Below are 21,016 nucleotides of genomic sequence, written 5' to 3'. Positions count from 1 at the left end.
CGTAGAGTGACCGGAATTCCACGGGAATCCCGGGTGGGCCCGGGTGACGGGGCTGCCACGGGGCAGAAGCCGGGAACACGAGAAGAGACGGACCTGGGGGCCGGATGACCACCGAACCGCACGGCCCCGCCGTCCCGCCCCGGCCCCCCTTCCCACCGCCCCCGGCGGTCCCCCGCACCCCGGCCCCCGAGCCGTCGCCCGGACCGGCGTACGCCCATTCCGGCGCGTCCCTCGCCCAGGCGCCGACGCGCGCGCCTCGCCCCGCCGCGGTGCCGCACGCCCCGCGCCACGCACCGCACGAAGCCCTCGGCGACCCCCGTACGGACACGGCCCGCCCCGCCGCCTTCGCCCCGCCGCAGCACTGGGCCCAGGACGACCAGCAGTCCCCCGTCCGGCAGCGGCCCTCCGGGGCCCGCATCGCCGCCGCCACCGTCTGCGCGGTGCTCGGCGGCGGCCTCGTCGGCGGGGCCGCCGCCGGAAGCTGGCTGGCCGACAGCGCTGCCGCCCCTACCGTGAACAGCGCCTTCGCCGAGGCCCGTTCGACATGGCGCAGCACCCCCGTCGACACCCTCTTCCCCCGCGCACTCGCGGGCACGGGCGCGGGTCCCGGCGGCGCCGACCGGACCTGGACGCGGGTCGCCGTCGCCCCGGACGGCGACTGCGCGCACGCCCTGGACCCGCTCCTGCTCAAGGCGCTCGGCCCGGTCGGCTGCGAACGCCTGCTGCGTGCGACCTACACCGACGCCACCACCAGCAGCGTCACCACCGTCGGCATGGTCTTCACCAAGGCGGACGAGAACGCGACGCACGCCCTGCGCGCACGCTTCGCCCGCGAGAAACTCGACCGGCGCCGGGATCTGATGCCCCGTACCCTCCCCGTGCCCGGCACCGTCGCCGCCGGGTTCGGCGACGGGCAACGGGCCAGCTGGACCGTCAGCGTCCTGAAGGACGCACCCGTCGTCGTGTACGCGGTCTCGGGCTTCGCCGACGGACGCACCGTGTCCGACCCGCAGCCCGCCGCCCTCGCCACCGTCGCGGGAACGGCCACCACCCCCGCCCAGGCCGGCCTCGGCCACGAGGCGAAGGGCATCGCGGACCGCATCGAGCGCGCCCTGCGCAGAACCGTCGACTCGGCCACGGAGAAGCCACAATGAGCACCCGTCGGACGCGTGGCGCGGAATGGGCTGCGCTCCGGCCGCCGCGCCGCACGCGTCCCGCCGTCGCCTTCGTGTCCGCGGCCACCGCCGCGCTGCTCGCCGTGCTGCCGCTCTCCGCCGCCCACGCCGACAGCATCCGCGACCGGCAGTGGGGACTCGCCGCACTCCACACGCAGGAGGCGTGGCGCACCACGAAGGGCGCGGGCATCACCGTCGCCGTCCTCGACACCGGCGTCGACGACCAGCACCCCGACCTGCGCGGCAACGTGCTCACGGGCCATGACCTCGTCGGCTTCGGCGCGAAGCGCGGCAACCGGTCGTGGGCCCGGCACGGTACGGCCATGGCCTCGATCATCGCGGGCCACGGACACGGCCCCGGGCGGGCCGAGGGGGTGCTCGGGATCGCCCCCGAGGCGAAGATCCTGCCCGTACGGGTCATCCTCGAAGGCGGTGACCCCGCCCGTGACAGGGCCCGCGAATCGCGCGGCAACGCCCTCGCCCAGGGCATCCGTTGGGCCGTCGACCACGGAGCGGACGTCATCAACCTGTCCCTCGGCGACGACAGCGAGTCCGCGCACCCGCAGGCCGAGGAGGACGCGGCCGTCCAGTACGCGCTGAGCAAGGGCGCCGTGGTCGTCGCCTCCGCGGGCAACGGCGGCGAGAAGGGCGACCACGTCTCCTACCCGGCCGCCTACCCCGGCGTCATCGCCGTCACCGCCGTCAACCCGGCCGGCACCCACGCCTCCTTCTCCACCCGGCGCTGGTACGCGACCGTGGCCGCGCCCGGCGTCGACGTCGTGATCGCCGACCCCGACCGGAGCTACTACGAGGGGTGGGGGACGAGCGCGGCGGCCGCGTTCGTCTCCGGGGCGGTGGCGCTGGTGCGCTCCGCGCATCCCGAACTGCCGCCCGCCCAGGTCAAGCGGCTGCTGGCGAAGACCGCACGGAACGCGCCGAGCGGAGGGCGGGACGACTCGCGGGGCCACGGAATGGTCGACCCGGCGGCGGCGATCGCGGCGGGGGGACGGGACACGGCGATCCGGTCCACCTCGGGGGAGGGGTACGCGAAGCGGTACTTCGGGCCGGGCCCGCAGGCGGCGGAGAAGGTTGCCGCGGGCCCCGGGGCGTGGGCACTGGCGGCGGGCTCGGCGGGTGTGCTGGTGCTGGCGGCGGGTGTGCTGATCTGGCGCAGGGGCGCGAGGAGCTGAGGGGTACGGTCCCGTTAGGCTCGGTCCGTGCTCAAGAACATTCCCGATTCCGGTTTCGGCGACGACGACGGCACCGCCGACCCCGCACTCGCCGCCGCCCTTGCGGCCTGGGCCGGCGGGCCGCAGGACGACGCGCCGGCCCAGCAGCGCATCCTCGACGCGCTCCCCGCCGCCCGCCTCCTGGTGCCCGTCGTCGCCGTCCTCGGCGAGGTCGAGACCGACCCGGACACCGGGCTGAAGCGGGAGAAGACGAGCGACATGGCAGTGCCGACCCTCCGCGCGGGGGACCGCAAGGCGCTGCCCGCGTTCACCTCCGTCGAGGCGCTCGCGCGGTGGGACCCGGCCGCACGCCCCGTTGCCGTACCTCTGCACCAGGCACTGCAGGCCGCCGCCCACGAGCAGGCGGACACCGTGGTGCTGGACCTCGCGGGGCCGGTGCCCTATCAGCTCACCGGGCCCGCCCTGCGCGCCCTCGCCGAGGGCCGCACCAGTACCCGGCCGCTCGACGACCCCGCCGTGACGCAGGCGCTGCACGCGCTCGTCGCCGCCGAGCCCGCCGTGCTCCGCGCCCATCTCGGGCCCGGCGAGGCCGACGGGGTACTGGCCCTGGTGCTGACCGCGGACGCGGTCCCGGCCGAGGCCGTCCGCCGGATCGCGCAGGCGCTGGCGGCCGACGAGGTGCTCAGGGCCCGTCTCGTACGGGGGCTGGACCTGGCGCTGCTGCCCGCCGACGCCACCCCGCCTCCCGGCGAGCCGCTCTTCACGCGCTGCTGACTCCGCACGGGTGACGCGCGGGAGCGCGGGGACGGGAGGCACCTCGGGCCGGAGCCCGGGGTCGCGGCCCGCGGGAGTGGGGGGTACCTCGGCCCGGAGCGCTCAGCCGTAGACCGGGCCGGTGTACTTCTCGCCCGGCCCCTGGCCCGGCTCGTCGGGAACCACGGAGGCCTCGCGGAACGCCAGCTGGAGGGACTTCAGTCCGTCCCGCAACGGCGCCGCGTGGAAGGAGCTGATCTCCGTGGCGCTGGCCGTGATCAGGCCGGCCAGTGCCTGGATCAGCTTCCGGGCCTCGTCCAGGTCCTTCTGCTCCTCGCCGCCCTCGGCGAGGCCGAGGTTCACGGCGGCGGCGCTCATCAGGTGCACGGCGACCGTGGTGATGACCTCGACGGCGGGAACGTCCGCGATGTCGCGGGTCAGGTCGTCGAAGCCGGGGTTGTTCTCGTCAGTGGTGCCGGTGGTGCCGGTCGCGTCGCTCATGGCGTCAACGATAGGTCCCGTGTCGCGGCGGACTTCCCCGGGACGGGTGGTTTACGCAGGGTTCGCGGCGATGGGGAAAGTGCAGTACTGTTTTCTCACGACCGGCTGGGCACTCCTGTGCCCGGCCCACAAGTGGAGGCTCCGATCTCCCACCTGACCGTCCCCCGGGACGGCGGGTCACCGGTCAGAAGACGGTACCCATCGTTCCGTACGGACGATGGAACTGTCCGATGTGCGCGCCCCGCGGTTTTAGACGCGGCGGTGCTCCGGTATTTCCAGGAGCCCTGCCTGTGTCCCGTCCGGGGCATTTTTTGTATCCCGGTGCGGTTGGTCCGAAGAAATAAGACGTTGCGCGGCTGTCTGCCAGACAGCCGTGTGGTGCTACTGAGGAGGATCCATCAGCGCCGAGCCCCGCATTAACGACCGGATTCGCGTTCCCGAGGTCCGGCTTGTAGGCCCCAGCGGCGAACAGGTCGGCATCGTTCCCCTCGCCAAGGCCCTTGAGCTGGCGCAGGAGTACGACCTCGACCTGGTCGAGGTCGCGGCGACCGCCCGTCCGCCCGTGTGCAAGCTCATGGACTACGGGAAGTTCAAGTACGAGTCGGCCATGAAGGCCCGTGAGGCGCGCAAGAACCAGGCGCACACGGTCATCAAGGAAATGAAGCTCCGCCCGAAGATCGACCCGCACGACTACGACACCAAAAAGGGTCACGTCGTCCGATTCCTCAAGCAGGGTGACAAGGTCAAGATCACGATCATGTTCCGTGGTCGTGAGCAGTCCCGTCCCGAGCTTGGCTTCCGGCTGCTTCAGCGACTCGCCTCCGACGTGGAGGACCTGGGCTTCATCGAGTCCAACCCGAAGCAGGACGGCCGGAACATGATCATGGTTCTCGGCCCCCACAAGAAGAAGACCGAAGCGATGGCCGAGGCCCGTGAGGCCCAGGCCGCCCGCAAGGCGGAGCGTCAGGGCACCACTGCCCACGACGACGAGCCCGCGGGCGAGGTCGCCGAGGCCACTGCCGAGGCTCCGGCCGAGGCACCCTCCGAGGCGTGATCCACGGGGCCGCCATCCAGGCGGCCCCCCGGGTCCCCGACCGGAACCCCCAACCAAAGATCTGACGCTCCCGCAGTCCGGTGCCCGCACCGGGGGCCGGGGGAGCGGCACTGACGAGGAGATACGGCGCGATGCCGAAGAACAAGACGCACAGCGGTTCCAAGAAGCGCTTCAAGATCACCGGCTCCGGCAAGGTGCTCCGTGAGCGTGCCGGCAAGCGCCACCTGCTCGAACACAAGTCGTCCCGCGTGACGCGCCGCCTCACCGGCACCGCCGAGATGGCCCCGGGCGACGCCGCGAAGATCAAGAAGCTTCTCGGCAAGTGATCCGCCTGCCCCGGGTGCACCCGCCCGAGGCACTGGATCGAGACCGGGACCAATTCGTTTTCGGGTCGTGTGAACATCCCCACGACCCCGCTACAAGGAGTCAAAAGTGGCACGCGTCAAGCGCGCAGTAAACGCCCACAAGAAGCGCCGGGCAATCCTCGAGGCGGCCAAGGGCTACCGCGGACAGCGTTCGCGCCTGTACCGCAAGGCCAAGGAGCAGGTCACCCACTCCCTGGTCTACAACTACAACGACCGCAAGAAGCGCAAGGGCGACTTCCGCCGTCTGTGGATCCAGCGCATCAACGCCGCTGCCCGCGAGAACGGCATGACGTACAACCGCCTCATCCAGGGTCTGAACGCCGCCAGCATCGAGGTGGACCGCAAGATCCTCGCCGAGCTGGCCGTCAACGACCCGAACGCGTTCGCCGCGCTCGTCGAGGTCGCCCAGAAGGCGCTTCCGAGCGACGTCAACGCCCCGAAGGCCGCCGCCTAGTCCTCACGGCAGGCACGAGCTCTTCCTGGCTTGAAGCCGGACCCGCAGGCGCACAGTGCGCCTGCGGGTCCGTGCGTTGTGCGCCTGCCAGTCCCGTCACGCCCCTACGAAGAAGTGAGCCGCACACCCATGGGCAGCACCCCCGAGCCGATCTCCCCGCGTTCCCCCCGCGTCGTCGCCGCCAGACGGCTGGCCAAGCGCAGCTTCCGGGGCAAGGAACGCCGGTTCATCGCCGAGGGGCCGCAGGCCGTGCGGGAGGCGGTCGGCCACCGGGGGCCGGACGGAACGCCCACGCTGATCGAACTGTTCGCGACCGTGGAGGCCGCCGAACGGTACGCCGACATCGTGGACGCGGCGCAGGCCGCCGGGGCACGGGTGCACCTCGCCGGGGACGACGTCCTCGCGGACATCTCGCAGACCATCACGCCGCAGGGCATCGTCGGCGTGTGCCACTTCCTGGACTCCCCCTTCGCGGACATCCTGGCCGCCGGGCCCCGGCTGGTCGCCGTCCTCGCGCACGTGCGCGACCCCGGCAACGCCGGCACGGTGCTGCGCTGCGCCGACGCGGCGGGCGCGGACGCGGTGGTCCTCACCGACGCCTCCGTCGACCTCTACAACCCCAAGTCGGTGCGCGCGTCGGTCGGTTCGCACTTCCACCTGCCGGTCGCCGTGGGCGTTCCCGTCGAACAGGCGGTCGCCGAGCTCCGGGCGGCGGGAGTGCGCATCCTGGCGGCCGACGGCGCGGGTGACCGCGACCTCGACGACGAGCTCGACGCGGGCACCATGGGCGGCCCCACCGCCTGGGTGTTCGGCAACGAGGCCTGGGGGCTCCCCGAGGAGACCCGCGCGCTGGCGGACGCCGTCGTACGCGTACCCATCCACGGAAAGGCCGAGAGCCTCAACCTCGCCACGGCGGCCGCAGTCTGCCTCTACGCATCCGCGCGCGCACAGCGGGTACGCAGCACTCCCTGACAGGCCTCCGTCCCGGATAAGGTGACGGGCTCGGGGGCTCCTGCGCGCGTCGGATGGGTGGGGTACGGGGAATGGTTGCGCAAGTGCCTGAACGGGCGTCCGCGGCGCGGGAGACGATGGGGCCCGGAATCGGGGCCGACGATCTCCCGGACGGCCTGGTCGTCGCCGACGAAACGGGCGCGGTCGTCTGCTTCAACGCCGCCGCAGCCCGTCTCACCGCCGTCCCGGCCGGTCGCGCGCTGGGCCGCGCGCTGGACGACGTACTTCCGCTGGAGGACCTCAAGGGCCGGCGTTGGTGGGCGCTGACGGACCCCTACGGCGGTCTCGCCATCCGGGTGGGACAGCCCGAGCGGAACCTGCTGCTGCCCGGCGGGCGCGAGGTGCTGGTCTCCGCGCGCTACGTACGGGAGCGGCCGTGCGGTCCGGTGCGCCGCGTGGTGGTGACGCTGCGCGGGACCGAGGCGCGGCGGCGCACCGAACGCAGCCACGCCGAGCTGATCGCGACGGTCGCCCACGAGCTGCGCTCGCCGCTGACGTCGGTGAAGGGGTTCACCCGGACCCTGCTGCGGAAGTGGGAGCGTTTCACCGACGACCAGAAACTGATGATGCTGGAGACCGTCGACAACGACGCCGAGCGGCTCACCCGGCTGATCGCCGAACTGCTCGACATCGCGCGCATCGACTCCGGCCGCCTGGAGCTGCGCAGGCAGCCGGTGGACGTCGTGGCGGCCGTCGGACGCCATGTGCACGCCCGGGTCTCCGCCGGGCAGGCCGCAGATCGCTTCCTCGTACGGATCGAGCACCCGCTGCCCGGCCTGTGGGCGGACCCCGACAAGATCGACCAGGTGCTCGACAACCTGCTGGAAAATGCGGTGCGGCACGGCGCGGGAATGGTGACCATTGAAGTGGCGCCCGCCACCGCCAAGGACGACGAGAAGGGAACGGCCGTGACCGTCAGCGACGAGGGCCCGGGGATTCCCGAGGAGTCGCTGAGCCGTGTCTTCACCCGCTTCTGGCGGGGCAGCAAGCGCGGCGGCACCGGTCTCGGGCTGTACATCGTCAAGGGCATCGTTGAGGCGCACGGCGGCACGATCGCGGTCGGCCGCGGACCCGGCGGCGGCGCCGAGTTCCGATTTATCCTGCCCGTGGGGGCCCCGGCCTACCTGGCCTGACCCCGCCCACGGGCTTCGTCGCGTCCCGCGTCCCTTTAGACTCGACTTTTGGCACCTTTGCGTCCTCACGTGTCGAGCGGGGCCGCCCACCAGCCATCGGAAGTACGGGAAGAGATGTCCGCACCCAATAAGTCGTACGACCCTGTCGAGGTCGAGGCGCTGAAACCCGAAGAGATCGAGCGCATGCGGGACGAGGCGCTCGCCGCCTTCGAGTCCGCCGCCGACCTCGACGCGCTGACGCACGCCAAGACCGCGCACACCGGTCCCACCTCGCCGCTGTCCCTCGCCAACCGCGAGATCGGCGCGCTCCCGCCCCAGGCCAAGGCCGAGGCGGGCAAGCGCGTCGGCATGGCACGCGGCGCCGTCAACAAGGCCCTCGCGGCCCGGCTGGCGGTGCTGGAGGCCGAGCGCGACGAGCGCGTGCTGGTCGAGGAGGCGGTGGACGTCACGCTGCCGTACGACCGCACCCCGGCAGGCGCCCGGCACCCGCTGACCACCTTCATGGAGCGCGTCGCCGACGTCTTCGTGGCGATGGGTTACGAGGTCGCGGAGGGCCCCGAGGCCGAGGCCGAGTGGTTCAACTTCGACGCCCTGAACTTCGTACCGGACCACCCGGCCCGGCAGATGCAGGACACCTTCTTCGTCCAGGACGCCGACGGCGCGAAATCCGACGAGTCCGGTGTCGTGCTGCGGACGCACACCTCGCCCGTGCAGGCCCGCGCGCTGCTGGAGCGCCGCGAGCCGCCCGTGTACGTCGTGTGCCCCGGCCGCGTCTACCGCACCGACGAGCTCGACGCCACGCACACCCCGGTCTTCCACCAGATCGAGCTGCTGGCCGTCGACGAGGGCCTCACCATGGCCGACCTCAAGGGCACCCTCGACCACATGGTCCAGGCGCTCTTCGGGGCGGGCATGAAGACCCGGCTGCGCCCGAACTACTTCCCCTTCACCGAGCCGTCCGCCGAGATGGACATGGTCTGCTACGTCTGCCGCGGCGAGTCCGTCGGCAACCCGGACCGTCCCTGCCGCACCTGCGGCAGCGAGGGCTGGATCGAGCTCGGCGGCTGCGGCATGGTCAACCCCAAGGTCCTCGTGGCCTGCGGCGTCGACCCCCAGAAGTACAGCGGCTTCGCCTTCGGCTTCGGCATCGAGCGGATGCTGATGTTCCGGCACAACGTGGAAGACATGCGAGACATGGTCGAGGGTGACGTGCGTTTCACTCGGCCCTTCGGGATGGAGATCTGATGCGGGTCCCGCTTTCCTGGCTGCGGGAGTACGTCGATCTCCCCGCCACCGAGACCGGCCGTGACGTACAGGCCAAGCTCGTGTCCGCCGGTCTGGAGGTCGAGACGGTCGAGCAGACCGGCGCCGGCCTCAAGGGCCCCCTGGTCGTCGGCCAGGTGCTCACCATCGAGGAACTGGAGGGCTTCAAGAAGCCCATCCGCTTCTGCACGGTGAACGTGGGCCGGGCGAACGGCACGGGCGAGCCGCAGGAGATCGTCTGCGGCGCCCGCAACTTCGCCGTCGGCGACAAGGTCGTCGTGGTCCTCCCCGGCGCGGTGCTCCCCGGCGACTTCACGATCGCCGCCCGCAAGACGTACGGCAGGACCTCGCACGGCATGATCTGCTCCGGCGACGAGCTGGGCATGGGCGACGACGGCACCGGCGGCATCATCGTGCTGCCGCCCGAGTACGAGCCCGGTACGGATGCCATCGAGCTGCTGGAGCTGGTGGACGAGGTCCTCGACATCGCCGTCACCCCCGACCGCGGCTACGCGCTGTCCCTGCGCGGCATCGCCCGCGAGGCGGCCACCGCGTACGGGCTGCCGCTGCGCGACCCCGCGCTCCTCGACGTGCCCGCGCCGAACTCGTACGGCTACCCGGTGAAGATCAGCGACCCGCAGGGCTGCGACCGCTTCACCGTACGCACCGTGACCGGTGTCGCCCCCGAGGCCCGCTCGCCGATCTGGATGCAGCGCCGCCTGCAGAAGGCCGGCATGCGTCCGATCTCGCTCGCCGTGGACGTCACCAACTACGTGATGCTGGAACTGGGCCAGCCCCTGCACGCGTACGACCGCTCCCGGGTGCAGGGCACCATCGGCGTCCGCCGCGCCGAACCGGGCGAGAAGTTCACGACGCTCGACGGCACCAAGCGGGTGCTCGACGGCGAGGACCTCGTCATCACCGACGACCGCGGGCCGATCGGCCTCGCGGGCGTCATGGGCGGCGCGGACACCGAGGTCGCCGACGTACGGACGGACGCGGAGACCGGCGAGGCGACCGGGACGACCGACCTCGTCATCGAGGCCGCGCACTTCGACGCGCTGACCGTCGCCCGCGCCTCGCGCCGTCACAAGCTGACCTCCGAGGCGTCCAGGCGCTTCGAGCGCGGCGTGGACCCGCAGGCCGGCCCGGCCGCCGCCCAGCGGTGCGTCGACCTGCTCGTGCTGCTCGCCGGCGGCACCGCCGAGGCCGGGGTCACCGAGGTCCTCGCGCCCTCCGCGCCCCGTTCCATCGCCATGAAGGCGGACCACCCGGACCGGGTCGCGGGCGTCGCCTACGGTCGCGAGACCGTCGTGCGCCGCCTCCAGGAGGTCGGCTGCGACGTCTACGGCTCCGACGAACTCGTCGTCACCGTGCCGTCCTGGCGGCCCGACCTGGCGTTCCCCAACGACCTGGCCGAAGAGGTCATCCGGCTGGAGGGCTACGAGAACCTGCCCTCCACGCTGCCCACCCCGCCGTCCGGGCGCGGACTCACCGAGCGCCAGCGGCTGCACCGCCGCGTCGGCCGCTCGCTGGCCGGCGCGGGTTACGTCGAGGCGCTGAACTACCCGTTCGTCGGCGACGCCGTCCTCGACCAGCTCCAGCTCGACGCCGACGACGCCCGACGCCGTACGGTCAAGCTGGTCAACCCGCTCGCCGACACGGAGCCCGCGCTCCGCACAACGCTGCTGCCCGGCCTGCTGGGGGCGCTGCGCCGCAACGACGGACGCGGCGCGCACGACCTGGCGCTGTTCGAGACGGGCCTGGTCTTCCGGCCGACCGGCCAGGAGCGGAAGGCGGTACGTCTCCCTGTCGACCGCCGTCCGACGGACGAGGAGATCGCGGGGCTCAACGCCTCGCTGCCCGCCCAGCCCCGGCACGCCGCCGTCGTCCTCGCGGGCGCCCGCGAGCAGGCCGGCTGGTGGGGCAGGGGCCGCCCGGCGACCTGGGCCGACGCGGTCGAGGCCGCCCGCGGTCTGGCCCGCGAGGCCGGTGCCGACCTGCGCGTGGGCCGTGCCGTCCACGCGCCCTGGCACCCGGGCCGGTGCGCCGCGCTGTCCGTCGTCGTCGACGGCGAGGAGCAGATCATCGGGTACGCCGGTGAACTGCACCCGCGCGTCGTGAAGGCGATGCACCTCCCGGAGCGCACCTGCGCGATGGAACTCGACCTGGACGTCCTGGAGAGGGCCGGCCGGGGTGCGCTGGGCGCGCCCCGGATCTCCACCTTCCCGGTCGCCACCCAGGACGTCGCGCTGGTCGTCGACACGGACGTCACGTCCGCCGCCGTCGAGGACCTGCTGCGCGAGGGGGCGGGCGAACTCCTGGAGGGCATCCGGCTGTTCGACGTCTTCGAGGGCGAGCAGCTCGGTGCGGGCAAGAAGTCCCTGGCGTACGCGCTGCGCTTCCGCGCAGCCGACCGCACGCTGACCGTCGAGGAGGCCACGGCGGCCCGCGACGCGGCGGTGGCACACGCCGCCGAGCACGTGGGCGCGGTGCTGCGCGGGGCGTAACTCCGCGCGGCCGCCACGGTCGTTGCACGCGTGGCAGAGGGGCACATCCGGGACACGGGTGTGCCCCTCACTCATTCGGGTGAGTTGTGCGGGCGATGTACGCATGGCGGCACGAACGGTAGACACAATCGTTGCGGCCGACCGGCCGCACCGCTGTGGAGCGCTCCGAGGGGGCCGTCCGGATGAACACTCCGAAGCCGGGCCCACCGTCCGGGGCGGAGGGCCGCGCCCGCCGCTTACCGCGCGCCGTCGTCGCCGTGGTCCTCGGACTCTGGCTCGCCTTCGTCATCTGCTGGGAGCTGGCGTGCCCGCTGTCGGACGCGGGTGTCGTCCCGGACCTCGCCACCTGTACGGGATTCCTGCTGGCGGTCCTCGTACTGGTCGGGTGGCTGCGGAGCGGGCTGCTGCGGGAGCTGCGCCGGGCCAAGGAGGTCGCGCGCGCCGCCCAGGACGTGCTGCTGCGCCCGTTGCCCGCCCGGCTCGACGGACTGGCCCTCGCCGCGGGGCGGTTGTCGGCCAGCCGGGGCGCGTCCGTCGGCGGCGACCTGTACGAGGCGGTGGCCACGGGGGACGGGGTACGGGTGGTGATCGGCGACGTACGGGGGCACGGCCTGCCCGCGATCGGAGTGGTGGCCGCCCTGCTCGGCAGCTTCCGTGAGGCCGCTCACGACGAACCCGAACTCGGCGGCGTGCTGCGGAGGCTGGAACGCGCTCTGCAGCGGAACCTGAGGGAGCGGGCCCGCGACGAGCGCCCGGCGTCGGGCGGGGCGGACCCGGACAGCCCGCTGACCGAGGAGTTCGTCACCGTCCTGCTGCTGGAGATCCGGCAGGACGGCGAGGTGCTTGCCCTCAACTGCGGTCATCCGTGGCCCCACCGGCTGGGCGGGACGGCGGAGGAGGTGGCCGCGGGGGAGCCGCTGCCGCCGCTCGGCCCCTTCCCGCTCCCGGCCGAACTGCCCGCACGCCGTTGCCTGCGGCTGCTGCCGGGCGAACTGCTCGTCCTGCACACGGACGGGGCCGAGGACGCCCGGAACGCGAACGGGGAGTTCTTCCCGCTGCGGGAAGTACTCGGCCGGACCGCCGCGGCGCGTCCCGCGTCACCCGCCTCGGTCGTCGAAAGGGTGCAGGACGAACTGCTGCGGCACACCGGGGGGCGGGTGTGCGACGACGTGGCGCTGGTGGTGCTGCGCAACGACCGTCTGCGGGTGCCCGCGCAGCCCGGTGCGCAGGCGGTCGCCGCCCGTCGGCCGTGTCCCGAACCCTCCCGCCGGTAGGCCCGTCCGCCGGGCCGGGCACGGTGGGTGGAGGTGCGGGCGGCGACTGCGGCTGCGGCTGCCGTCCGCCCCGCCCGGGGATGCCGGGCGGACAGGGCGGGGCGGACGGGGGTGGGAACGGGCCGCCGCACTGATGGAGGGGGGAGCCGGCGGCCCGGCCGCCTCTTGCGAGGCAGTTCAGTCAACCGACTCCCGGGGCGCGAGGGGAGTGGGTGAAGGGGGTGGATGTGGGCATTCCGTTCACCCCCCGTGTGAATCGCCCCGTACTACGCTGGACGGGACCGAGTCAGCCGGAGGCGCTCTCATGCAGCCCAATGCACTCCTCGACGCTCTGCTGGACGAGGCGGGGATCTCCCAGGCCGGACTGGCCGCGCACGTCAACCTGGCGGGGAGGAAACGCGGGTTGGCGCTGCGCTACGACCACACGGCGGTCCGCCGGTGGCTCAAGGGGCAGCGTCCCCGCGGCCAGGCACCGGACCTCATCTGCGAGGTGCTCAGCGCACGGCTGCACCGGCAGGTCGCGCTGGTCGACATCGGACTGAGCGGAATCCAGGGCGAGCTGATCTCGCCCAGCAGCAGTTCCAGCAGCTCCACCCTGTCCGGGTTCGTGGAGCGGGCCACCGCGCTGTGGCGCTCGGACGAACAGCAGCGCCCGCACGTCATCGGCGCTCCCGCCGTCACCGGGACACCCGCCGTGATGCCGGTCTGGGAGTGGGAGAACCCGCCCGAGGACAGCGACGTGTCCCGGTCCGGGCCGACCCATGTGAACCTCTCGGACATCGAGACCCTCAAGGGGGCCCGGGCGCACTACGAGCAGATGTACCGCAAGGCCGGCGGCATCGCGACCCGCTCGCGCATCGTCGGCTTCCTCAACTCCGAGACCGCACCCCTGCTGCGCGGCGGCTACAACGACGCGACCGGCCGCCAACTCCATCGTGCCACCGGCGGGTTGGTGGCCATCGCGGGGATCTGCGCCTACGACTCGGACGCCCAGGGACTCGCCCAGCGCTACTTCCACCAGGCCCTGCGACTGGCCAAGGCCAGCTGCGACCGGGGGCTCGGCGCGTACGTCATCGCCCTGCTCGTCAACCAGTCGCTGTTCATGCGGGAGTACCGCCAGGCCGTCGCCTTCGCGGAGGCCGCCCTGCGCACCGCCGGACGCGAGATCAGCCCGGCGCTGGCAGCCGACCTGTACGCGATGCAGGCCAAGTCGTACGCGCATCTCGGCGACGGGACGAGCGCGCTGGCCTGCATCAGGCGCGCCGAGAAGGCCGCCGACCGCATCCGCCCCGGCCGCGAGCCCGACGAGACCGGCTACGTACAACCGGGGCTGGTCAACGTGCAGGTGGCGGAGGCGCTGCTCAGCATGGGTGATCTGCCGGCCGCGCGGGAGCACGCGGCGACGGCTGTCGACACCCGCGCACACGACCGCGGCCGGGTGCACCGGCTCGCCATCCTCACCCATGTCGAGCTGAGGCAGGGGGAGGCCGACCTGGCGGTTGCCACCGCGGTCGAGATGGCCGAGCAGGCGCGGGGCATGGAGTCCCACCGGCTGAGAGACCGGTTACGGGCCGTCCGCGAACATCTTGCGGCCAGCGGCTGCGCCCAGGCCGACGAGGCGGCCGAAATGATCGACGGGGCGCTGCGGATTCCGCTGTAGCGCTCCGCGTCCGACCGGACGACCGCTGTTTCCCCCGGCGTGCCCCTCCTGCGATGTTGCCATCTACGTGCATCTAATTGCCGGAAGGTGGCAGAACCGTGCAGTGGACGAACCTGAACGAACAAACTGTGTATGAGAACCCGTGGTTCCGGGTGAATCTCGCGGACGTCGAACTCCCCAACGGCCGTCATCTGGACCACTTCCTCATCCGTCTGCGCGCGGTCGCCGTGGCGACCGCGGTCAACGAGGCGGACGAGGTGCTGATGCTCTGGCGCCACCGCTTCATCACCGACAGCTGGGGCTGGGAGCTGGCCGCTGGCGTCGTCGAGGACGGCGAGGACGTCGAAGCCGCGGCGGCACGCGAGATGGAGGAGGAGACGGGGTGGCGGCCGGGGCCGCTGCGCCACCTCCTCACCGTCGAGCCGTCCAACGGCCTCACCGACGCCCGCCACCACCTCTACTGGGCGGAGGGCGCGACGTACACCGGCTATCCCGAGGACGACTTCGAGTCCTCGCGCCGTGAGTGGGTACCGCTGAAGCTGATCCCCGACATGATCGCCCGGGGCGAGGTCCCGGCCGCCAACATGGCGGCCGGGCTGCTGATGCTGTATCACCTGCGGCTCGGCCAGCAGGAGTTGCGGCAGTCGTGAGCCGTGGCTGTCGTAGGTCGTGGGGGCTGTCGGCCGCGGCCGTCGCACGTCGCGGGCGGCGTACGGCGTAGGCGTGGCCTCAACGACCGAGGGCCTGCCACACGGTGACGGCGAGTGCGCCGATCGCGGTGAGCGCCGCCACCGCGGGCAACGGCCAGCGGGAGTGCTCAAGGGCGCTGACGCGGACGATCAGATCGGCGAGCTCCTTGTCGTTCTGGTCGTCCCGCAGCGTCTGTACGGCCAGCCGTCCCTCGATGTGGGCCAGCCCCACGTCGAGGCGACGGCGGACCTCCGCGAGTTCCTCTACGACCACGCTCTGCTCGGGGTCGGTGGTCACGATGTGCGCTCCTTCGGGAGAGTTGTCTCTGCATCTCGTGACGGTGAGTCAACTCCCTTTGCGGGCACAGCGGGAGCGTGTGTTCCGGGCATATGCGAGCACGCCTCGCACACCGCGCGCGCCCCCGCACACACCGTGTGAATCAGGCGTGTGCGGGGGCACGGGTGACGCTCCGTCAGAAATGGGGGGCGGCCAGGAACGGCGCACTGTCCGGGCGCGCGGCGGCTCAGCCGTACGGGTAGAAACCCGAGCCCGTTTTGCGGCCGAGCCGCCCGGCGTCCACCATCCGCTGGAGCAGCGGCGGAGCGGCGTACAGCGGCTCCTTGTACTCCATGTACATCGAGTCCGCCACGGACGCGACCGTGTCCAGGCCGATGAGGTCCGCGAGCTTCAGCGGTCCCATCGGGTGGGCGCAGCCCAGCTCCATGCCGTTGTCGATGTCCTCGCGGGACGCGATGCCCGACTCGAACATCCGGATCGCGGAGAGCAGGTACGGGATGAGCAGCGCGTTCACCACGAAGCCCGACCGGTCCTGGGCGCGGATCGCGTGCTTGCCGAGAACCTTCTCCACCATGGCGTGCGCCCGGCTGATGGTGCCCTCGGAGGTGGTGAGGGCCGGAATCAGCTCGACGAGCTTCTGCACGGGGGCCGGGTTGAAGAAGTGGATACCGATGACGGCGTCCGGGCGGGACGTGGCGACGGCCAGCTTCACCAGCGGGATGGAAGAGGTGTTCGAGGCCAGGATCGCGTCCGGGCGGGTCACCACCTGGTCCAGAACCTGGAAGATCTCCGTCTTGACCTGCTCGTTCTCCACCACGGCCTCGATGACGAGGTCGCGGTCGGCGAACTCGCCGAGGTCGGTGGTGAAGCTCAGGCGCTCCAGCGTCGCGTCGCGCTCCTCCTCGGTGATCTTGCCGCGTTCGGCGGCCTTCGAGAGGGAGTTGTAGAGGCGCGTGCGGCCGATCTCCAGGGCCTCGCCCGTGGTCTCGGCGACCTTGACCTCAAGGCCGCTGCGGGCGCACACCTCCGCGATACCCGCGCCCATCTGGCCGCAGCCCACCACTCCGACGCGTTCGATGTCGGTCACATCGTGCCTTTCGCTCTACGTTCACGCTCTACGGTTCGGCGGGCCCCCCGGTGTCTCCGTCGGCCCGCCCCGACCCCCTGACGTTACTCCGCGCCCGGGCGGCAGTGCGGCGGTGGGGCGGGCATGCTGTGCGGGAACGAGCAGCGGAACCGGCACGGTGAGGAGCTTTTTTGTGGGACATGTCGCACGAAGGCAGATTCTGGTGGGCGCACTCGGAGCGCTGTCCGCACTGGCCCTGACGGGCTCCTCGGCGGCGGCTCCCCGCCGGCCCGGAAGGGGGGACATGCGAGGGGTCTGGCTGGCCACCGTGGCCAACCGGGACTGGCCGTCCCGCAAGGGCCTCACCGCCGCCGAGCAACGCGCTGAGCTGCTGGTTCACCTCGACACGGCGGTGCGGCGGAAGCTGAACGCGGTGATCCTCCAGGTGCGCCCGACCGCCGACGCGCTGTGGCCCTCCCCGTACGAACCCTGGGCCGAATGCCTCACCGGCCGACAGGGCCGGCACCCCGGCTGGGACCCCCTCGGCACAGCGGTAAAAGAGGCCCACCGGCGGGGCCTGGAACTGCACGCCTGGTGCAATCCCTACCGGGTGGCGAATCACACAGAGCTCACCCGGCTCTCACCGTCCCATCCGGCTCGCGCGAACCCGGGGTGGGTGCTCCCGTACGGCGGCAAGCTCTACTACAACCCCGGACTGCCCGAGGTCCGCCGCTTCGTGCAGGACGCGATGCTCGACGCGGTACGGCGCTACGACGTGGACGCCCTCCACTGGGACGACTACTTCTACCCGTACCCGGTGAAGGGCGAGACCTTCGACGACTCCGCGGCCTACGCGGCGTACGGCGCGGGGTTCGCCACGCTGGGGGACTGGCGCCGTCACAACACGGACCTGCTCGTACGGGAGATGGGCGAGCGGATCCGGCAGGTGCGGCCCGGGGTGCGCTTCGGGATCAGCCCGTTCGGCGTGTGGCGCAACGAGGCGGCGGACCCGCAGGGATCGCGGACCCGGGCGGGCGTGGGCACGTACGACGACCTGTACGCGGACACGCGGAAGTGGGTGCGGGAGGGATGGCTCGACTACGTCTGCCCGCAGCTGTACTGGAACGTGGGATTCGAGGCGGCGGACTACGCGGAGCTGGTGCGCTGGTGGGCGGCCACGGTACGGGGAACCTCGGTCGACCTCTACGCGGGGGAGGCGCTCTACAAGGCGGGGAACCCGGCGCAGGGCACGGCGTGGCAGGACCCGGCGGAACTGTCCCGCCACCTGACGCTGGCCAAATCCCACCCGGAGGTGCGGGGACACGTGTTCTTCGCGGGACGCGAGATGCGGGAGGACCGAATCGGCGCCATGCGACGCGTAGTCCAGGACCACTACCACTAGCCCCCTCGCCGGGCGGGGCCGCCCTCACGTCAGCCCCTTGGTCGGCGCCGCCGCCCCCGTAGCACTCTTGGGCGGCGGGGCCGCCGCCCCCCGGGGGCGGAACGGGCGGGCAAGGCGGCGGCCCCCCACCGGAGGTGCACCCGCCACCCCACGCCCCGCCACCCCACGTATGCCCCGCCCCCTCCCGCGCGCCCCACCCTCCACGCCGCGCCTCCCCCGCCCCCTCCCCATACACAGACCACCCCCCGCCCCCACCCGCAGAAGGCCCCCATGAGCGACCACCCCCCACACCTCCCCAGCGCCCCCGACGCCAAGGTCCCAGGCGTCCCTGACGCCCCCGAGATTCCGGACCTCCGCACCCTCACCCGCTCCAGCGCCTGGGCCCCCCTCGACGCCGAAGGGCGTCACCGCTGGCTCGTCGCCGTCCGGGAGCAGTACTTCTCCCGGACGGACGTCGCCCCGGACACCCCGGCCGGCGCCGTTCACACCCTCGCCGGCCGGTACATCACCGACCGGTCCGCCCTCTTCCTCGCCCTCGGCGAGGCGGTGAACGGCCCCGGCGGCTACTTCGGGGCCGATCTGGACGCCCTCAACGACTGCCTGCGCGGTGGCTTCGGCGCCGCCACCCCGTTCACGCTCGACTGGCCGGACTCCGATACCGCCCGCACCCACCTGATGGCGTACTTCGACTCCGCGCTCGACGTGCTCCGCGACCACGGAGTGGACGTACGCCTGCGGTGAGTGCGCGGCTCACCCGGCCGGTCCGTCGAAGGCGGTGCGCAGCCTCCGTATCCCCTCGGTGATCTCCGCGGTGCTCGCCACCGCGGCGAAGCTGAGGCGCAGATGCCCGGCGGGGGGCTCCGCGCTGAAGTAGGGGCGGCCGGGAGCGACGGCGACCCCGGCGCGCAGCGCGGCGGCGACCACGGCGGTCTCGTCCGTGCCGTCGGGCAGCCGCAGCCACAGGTGGTAGCCGCCGGACGGGACGTGAGGCAGGGCCAGTTGGGGGAGGTGCAGGCGCAGGGCCGCCGTCGCGGTGTCGCGTCGCAGCTTCAACTCGCTTGCCACGGTACGGAGATGGCGTGCCCAGGCGACCGTGCCGACGAGCTCCGTGGCGGCTTCCTGGAGGGGGCGCGGTACGAAGAAGTTCTCGACGACCTGGATGGCGCGGAGTCGTTCGAGGGCCGGTCCGCGCGCGGCCAGGGCGCAGACGCGGAAGCTCGGCGAGGTGGCTTTGGTGAGCGAGCAGACGTGGACGACGACCCCGTCGTGGTCGTCGGCGGCCAGCGGGCGCGGCAACGGGCCCGCGTCCTCGTGGGCGAGGCGGCGCACGAAGTCGTCCTCGACGACGAAGGCCCCGGCGGCGCGGGCGATCCGCAGCACTTCGGGACGCCGTCCGGCGGAGAGGACCGCGCCGGTGGGGTTCTGGAAGAGGGGCTGGCAGACGAAGACGCGGGCGCCGGTCGCCCGGAACGCGGCTTCGAGGAGTTCCGGGCGCACCCCGTCACGGTCCACCGGCACGGGTACCGGCCGCAGCCCCGCGGCACGGGCGATGGCGAGCAATCCCGGGTACGTAGGCGACTCGACCAGCACCGGGGCGCCGGGCGGGGCGAGTGCGCGCAGGGTGGTCGTCAGCGCGCTCTGCCCGCCCGAGGCGATCAGCACGTCGGCGGCGGTGATCGCCCCGCCGATGCCCCGGGCGAACCATTCGCGCAGCTCGGGAATGCCGTCGGTGGGCGGCCGGCCCCACGCCCCGGGCCGCCTGCCCGCACGGGCCAGGGCGGCGGCCATCGCCCGCTCCGGCTGGAGCGAGGCGTGCAGGTAGCCGCCGTTGAACTCGACGACTCCGGCGGCAGGGGCGGTCAGGGTCGCCAGCAGGCCGGACGCGTCGACGGAGCGCGGGACGAGGTCGGTCGCCCCGTCGGCGCTCAGGGACACCTCCTGCCAGGACGTGTCCCCGGGGGCCGGGGCGGACGTACGGGGCTCCGCCCGGAAGGCCCCCGCCCCTGGCCGGGTCACCACCAGCCCCTCGGCGGCGAGCTTGGCCAGCGCCCGGGAAACGGTGACGGGGCTGACGCGGTACCGCTCGACCAGGGCGCGGCTCGACGGCAGCTTTCCTCCGGGGGAGTAGCGGTCGAGATCCGCACGGAGGACTTCTGCCAGTTCGGAGACGCTGCTACGCTCGTGCATGACAGCACAGAATAGCGCTACTACTGCTCCCTCGATAGCAGTTGAGGGTTCGGCGTCAGCGGAGAGAACTCCACCGAGCGGCCCGGCGCCGGCCGGCGGTGCCTCCCGGACCCGCGAGGGCACCCTGCTCGCCGCGCTCGGCATCCTCTGCTTCTCCCTCACCTTCCCGGCGACCGCGTGGGGGCTCGAAGGGTTCGGGCCGTGGTCCCTGGTCGCCGTGCGGAGCGTGCTCGCCGCGCTCATCGCGGGCGGTGCGCTGCTCGCCCTGCGGGTGCCGGTGCCGGACCGGCGGCACTGGGGCGCACTGGCGGTCGTCGGGCTCGGCGTCGTCCTCGGCTTCCCGATGCTGACCACGCTGGCCCTCCAGACGTCCACCACCGCCCACTCGGCCGTGGTGGTGGGACTGCTGCCGTTGACCACGGCCGTCTTCTCCGCCGTACGTACGGGAAACCGGCCCTCGCGCGCCTTCTGGGCGGCCGCGCTCGCCGGGGCGGCGGTCGTCATCGGTTTCACGGTGCAGCAGAGCGGCGGCGTCCTCTCGGCGGCCGACCTCTGCCTGTTCGGCGCGCTGGTGGTGTGTGCGGCCGGTTACACCGAGGGCGGCCGGCTGGCGCGCGAGATGCCGGGCTGGCAGGTCATCGGGTGGGCGCTCGTCATGTGTCTCCCGGTGGCCGTACCCGCGGCGGCCGTGGCGCTGACCTCCGAGCCGGTGCGGTGGACGGTGCACGGGGTGGTCGGGCTGCTATGGGTGGCGGTGGGCTCGCAGTTCCTGGGGCTGCTGGTCTGGTACCGGGGGATGGCGGCGATCGGAGTGGCGCGGGCCAGTCAACTCCAACTGGCACAGCCCCTGTTGACGCTGGTGTGGTCGGTGCTCCTGCTGGGTGAGGTGCTGCCGGTGGCGGCCCCGGTGGCGGCGGTGGCGGTGCTGGTGTGCATCGCGGTCACCCAGCGCGCCCGGAGCTGAGGACGGACGTCCCGGAAGGGGTCAACTCCCTTGCTGCGCCCTAGACTTGTACCGGCAGGAGTGGCCT

Annotated in this window: 20 protein-coding genes; 16 read left to right on the top strand and 4 right to left on the bottom strand. The window is 72.7% G+C overall.

The genetic code is table 11. From position 1 onward, the window contains the following. Positions 1-104: 104 nt before the first annotated feature. The 3 genes from HNQ79_RS14125 to HNQ79_RS14115 are packed head-to-tail and all read left to right on the top strand — an operon-like array spanning position 105 to position 3,139. Positions 105-1,154, top strand: coding sequence for a hypothetical protein (locus HNQ79_RS14125; protein WP_221507689.1), 1,050 nt, complete (start codon positions 105-107; stop codon positions 1,152-1,154). After that, on the top strand, positions 1,151-2,365 hold the full coding sequence (mycP, locus tag HNQ79_RS14120; RefSeq protein ID WP_185030780.1) for a type VII secretion-associated serine protease mycosin: 1,215 nt from the start codon (positions 1,151-1,153) through the stop codon (positions 2,363-2,365). Before HNQ79_RS14125 ends, mycP begins: the two co-directional genes overlap by 4 nt. A 27-nt stretch (positions 2,366-2,392) precedes the next feature. After that, positions 2,393-3,139, top strand: coding sequence for an SseB family protein (locus tag HNQ79_RS14115; protein ID WP_185030778.1), 747 nt, complete (start codon positions 2,393-2,395; stop codon positions 3,137-3,139). Positions 3,140-3,241: 102 nt separating this feature from the next. Here the strand turns inward: HNQ79_RS14115 and HNQ79_RS14110 are convergent, their stop codons facing one another. Continuing rightward, complete coding sequence (locus HNQ79_RS14110; protein WP_185030776.1) at positions 3,242-3,619, bottom strand: DUF1844 domain-containing protein; 378 nt, start codon at positions 3,617-3,619, stop codon at positions 3,242-3,244. A 397-nt stretch (positions 3,620-4,016) separates the two neighbouring features. Here HNQ79_RS14110 and infC point away from each other — a divergent pair, with 397 nt between their 5' ends. The 10 genes from infC (at position 4,017) to HNQ79_RS14060 (ending at position 14,993) form a co-directional block, all read left to right on the top strand. Next, the gene (gene infC / locus HNQ79_RS14105; RefSeq protein WP_229923590.1) at positions 4,017-4,673 is read left to right on the top strand and encodes a translation initiation factor IF-3; all 657 of its coding nucleotides are present in this window, start codon (positions 4,017-4,019) and stop codon (positions 4,671-4,673) included. Positions 4,674-4,804: 131 nt separating this feature from the next. Beyond that, entirely contained in the window at positions 4,805-4,999 is a 195-nt protein-coding gene (gene rpmI / locus HNQ79_RS14100) for a 50S ribosomal protein L35 (protein WP_030387121.1), read from the top strand. A gap of 106 nt (positions 5,000-5,105) precedes the next feature. Beyond that, positions 5,106-5,492 (top strand): 50S ribosomal protein L20, encoded by a 387-nt coding sequence (gene rplT / locus HNQ79_RS14095; protein WP_185030773.1) that lies wholly within the window; start codon positions 5,106-5,108, stop codon positions 5,490-5,492. A 129-nt stretch (positions 5,493-5,621) separates the two neighbouring features. Then, positions 5,622-6,464 (top strand): TrmH family RNA methyltransferase, encoded by an 843-nt coding sequence (locus HNQ79_RS14090; protein ID WP_185030771.1) that lies wholly within the window; start codon positions 5,622-5,624, stop codon positions 6,462-6,464. 71 nt (positions 6,465-6,535) lie between these two features. Further along, positions 6,536-7,636 carry a sensor histidine kinase gene (locus tag HNQ79_RS14085; protein WP_229923573.1) on the top strand — a complete coding sequence of 367 codons (1,101 nt, stop codon included), beginning with the start codon at positions 6,536-6,538 and terminating at the stop codon, positions 7,634-7,636. A gap of 114 nt (positions 7,637-7,750) precedes the next feature. Continuing rightward, positions 7,751-8,881 carry a phenylalanine--tRNA ligase subunit alpha gene (gene pheS, locus HNQ79_RS14080; RefSeq protein ID WP_185030767.1) on the top strand — a complete coding sequence of 377 codons (1,131 nt, stop codon included), beginning with the start codon at positions 7,751-7,753 and terminating at the stop codon, positions 8,879-8,881. After that, a complete protein-coding gene (gene pheT, locus HNQ79_RS14075) occupies positions 8,881-11,409 on the top strand; it encodes a phenylalanine--tRNA ligase subunit beta (protein ID WP_185030765.1) in 2,529 nt (842 codons plus the stop codon). The genes pheS and pheT overlap by 1 nt, the downstream gene beginning before the upstream one ends. Positions 11,410-11,591: 182 nt before the next feature. Next, positions 11,592-12,683 carry a PP2C family protein-serine/threonine phosphatase gene (locus HNQ79_RS14070; RefSeq protein ID WP_185030763.1) on the top strand — a complete coding sequence of 364 codons (1,092 nt, stop codon included), beginning with the start codon at positions 11,592-11,594 and terminating at the stop codon, positions 12,681-12,683. Positions 12,684-12,987: 304 nt separating this feature from the next. Continuing rightward, positions 12,988-14,343, top strand: a complete 1,356-nt coding sequence (locus HNQ79_RS14065) for an NsdA family TPR-like regulatory protein (protein ID WP_185030761.1) — start codon at positions 12,988-12,990, stop codon at positions 14,341-14,343. 98 nt (positions 14,344-14,441) lie between these two features. Next, a complete protein-coding gene (locus HNQ79_RS14060; RefSeq protein WP_185030759.1) occupies positions 14,442-14,993 on the top strand; it encodes an NUDIX hydrolase in 552 nt (183 codons plus the stop codon). Between the two features lie 79 nt (positions 14,994-15,072). On the opposite strand, the gene HNQ79_RS14055 is transcribed toward HNQ79_RS14060, so the two are convergent. Together HNQ79_RS14055 and HNQ79_RS14050 are read right to left on the bottom strand one after the other, a co-directional pair. Further along, positions 15,073-15,330: a hypothetical protein gene (locus HNQ79_RS14055; RefSeq protein ID WP_185030758.1), complete on the bottom strand. Its 258-nt coding sequence runs from the start codon at positions 15,328-15,330 to the stop codon at positions 15,073-15,075. Between the two features lie 226 nt (positions 15,331-15,556). Then, entirely contained in the window at positions 15,557-16,417 is an 861-nt protein-coding gene (locus tag HNQ79_RS14050; RefSeq protein WP_185030756.1) for a 3-hydroxybutyryl-CoA dehydrogenase, read from the bottom strand. Between the two features lie 172 nt (positions 16,418-16,589). Between HNQ79_RS14050 and HNQ79_RS14045 the strand changes: the two genes are divergently transcribed. Then, the gene (locus tag HNQ79_RS14045) at positions 16,590-17,798 is read left to right on the top strand and encodes a glycoside hydrolase family 10-like protein (RefSeq protein ID WP_229923572.1); all 1,209 of its coding nucleotides are present in this window, start codon (positions 16,590-16,592) and stop codon (positions 17,796-17,798) included. A 270-nt stretch (positions 17,799-18,068) separates the two neighbouring features. Further along, positions 18,069-18,539 (top strand): barstar family protein, encoded by a 471-nt coding sequence (locus HNQ79_RS14040; protein WP_185030752.1) that lies wholly within the window; start codon positions 18,069-18,071, stop codon positions 18,537-18,539. 9 nt (positions 18,540-18,548) lie between these two features. On the opposite strand, the gene HNQ79_RS14035 is transcribed toward HNQ79_RS14040, so the two are convergent. Next, a complete protein-coding gene (locus HNQ79_RS14035) occupies positions 18,549-19,985 on the bottom strand; it encodes an aminotransferase-like domain-containing protein (RefSeq protein ID WP_185030750.1) in 1,437 nt (478 codons plus the stop codon). On the opposite strand from HNQ79_RS14035, the gene HNQ79_RS14030 reads away from it, so the two are divergent. After that, positions 19,984-20,949, top strand: a complete 966-nt coding sequence (locus tag HNQ79_RS14030; protein WP_185030748.1) for a DMT family transporter — start codon at positions 19,984-19,986, stop codon at positions 20,947-20,949. The two genes, HNQ79_RS14035 and HNQ79_RS14030, sit on opposite strands and share 2 nt — an antisense overlap. The last annotated feature ends 67 nt before the right edge of the window (positions 20,950-21,016 follow it).

Origin of the sequence: Streptomyces candidus (assembly GCF_014207445.1) — a bacterium.
In the GTDB taxonomy this organism is placed as follows: Bacteria; Actinomycetota; Actinomycetes; order Streptomycetales; family Streptomycetaceae; genus Streptomyces; species Streptomyces candidus.
Note: the sequence above shows the minus strand (reverse complement) of the source record. Positions and strands in the feature narration are given on the sequence as shown.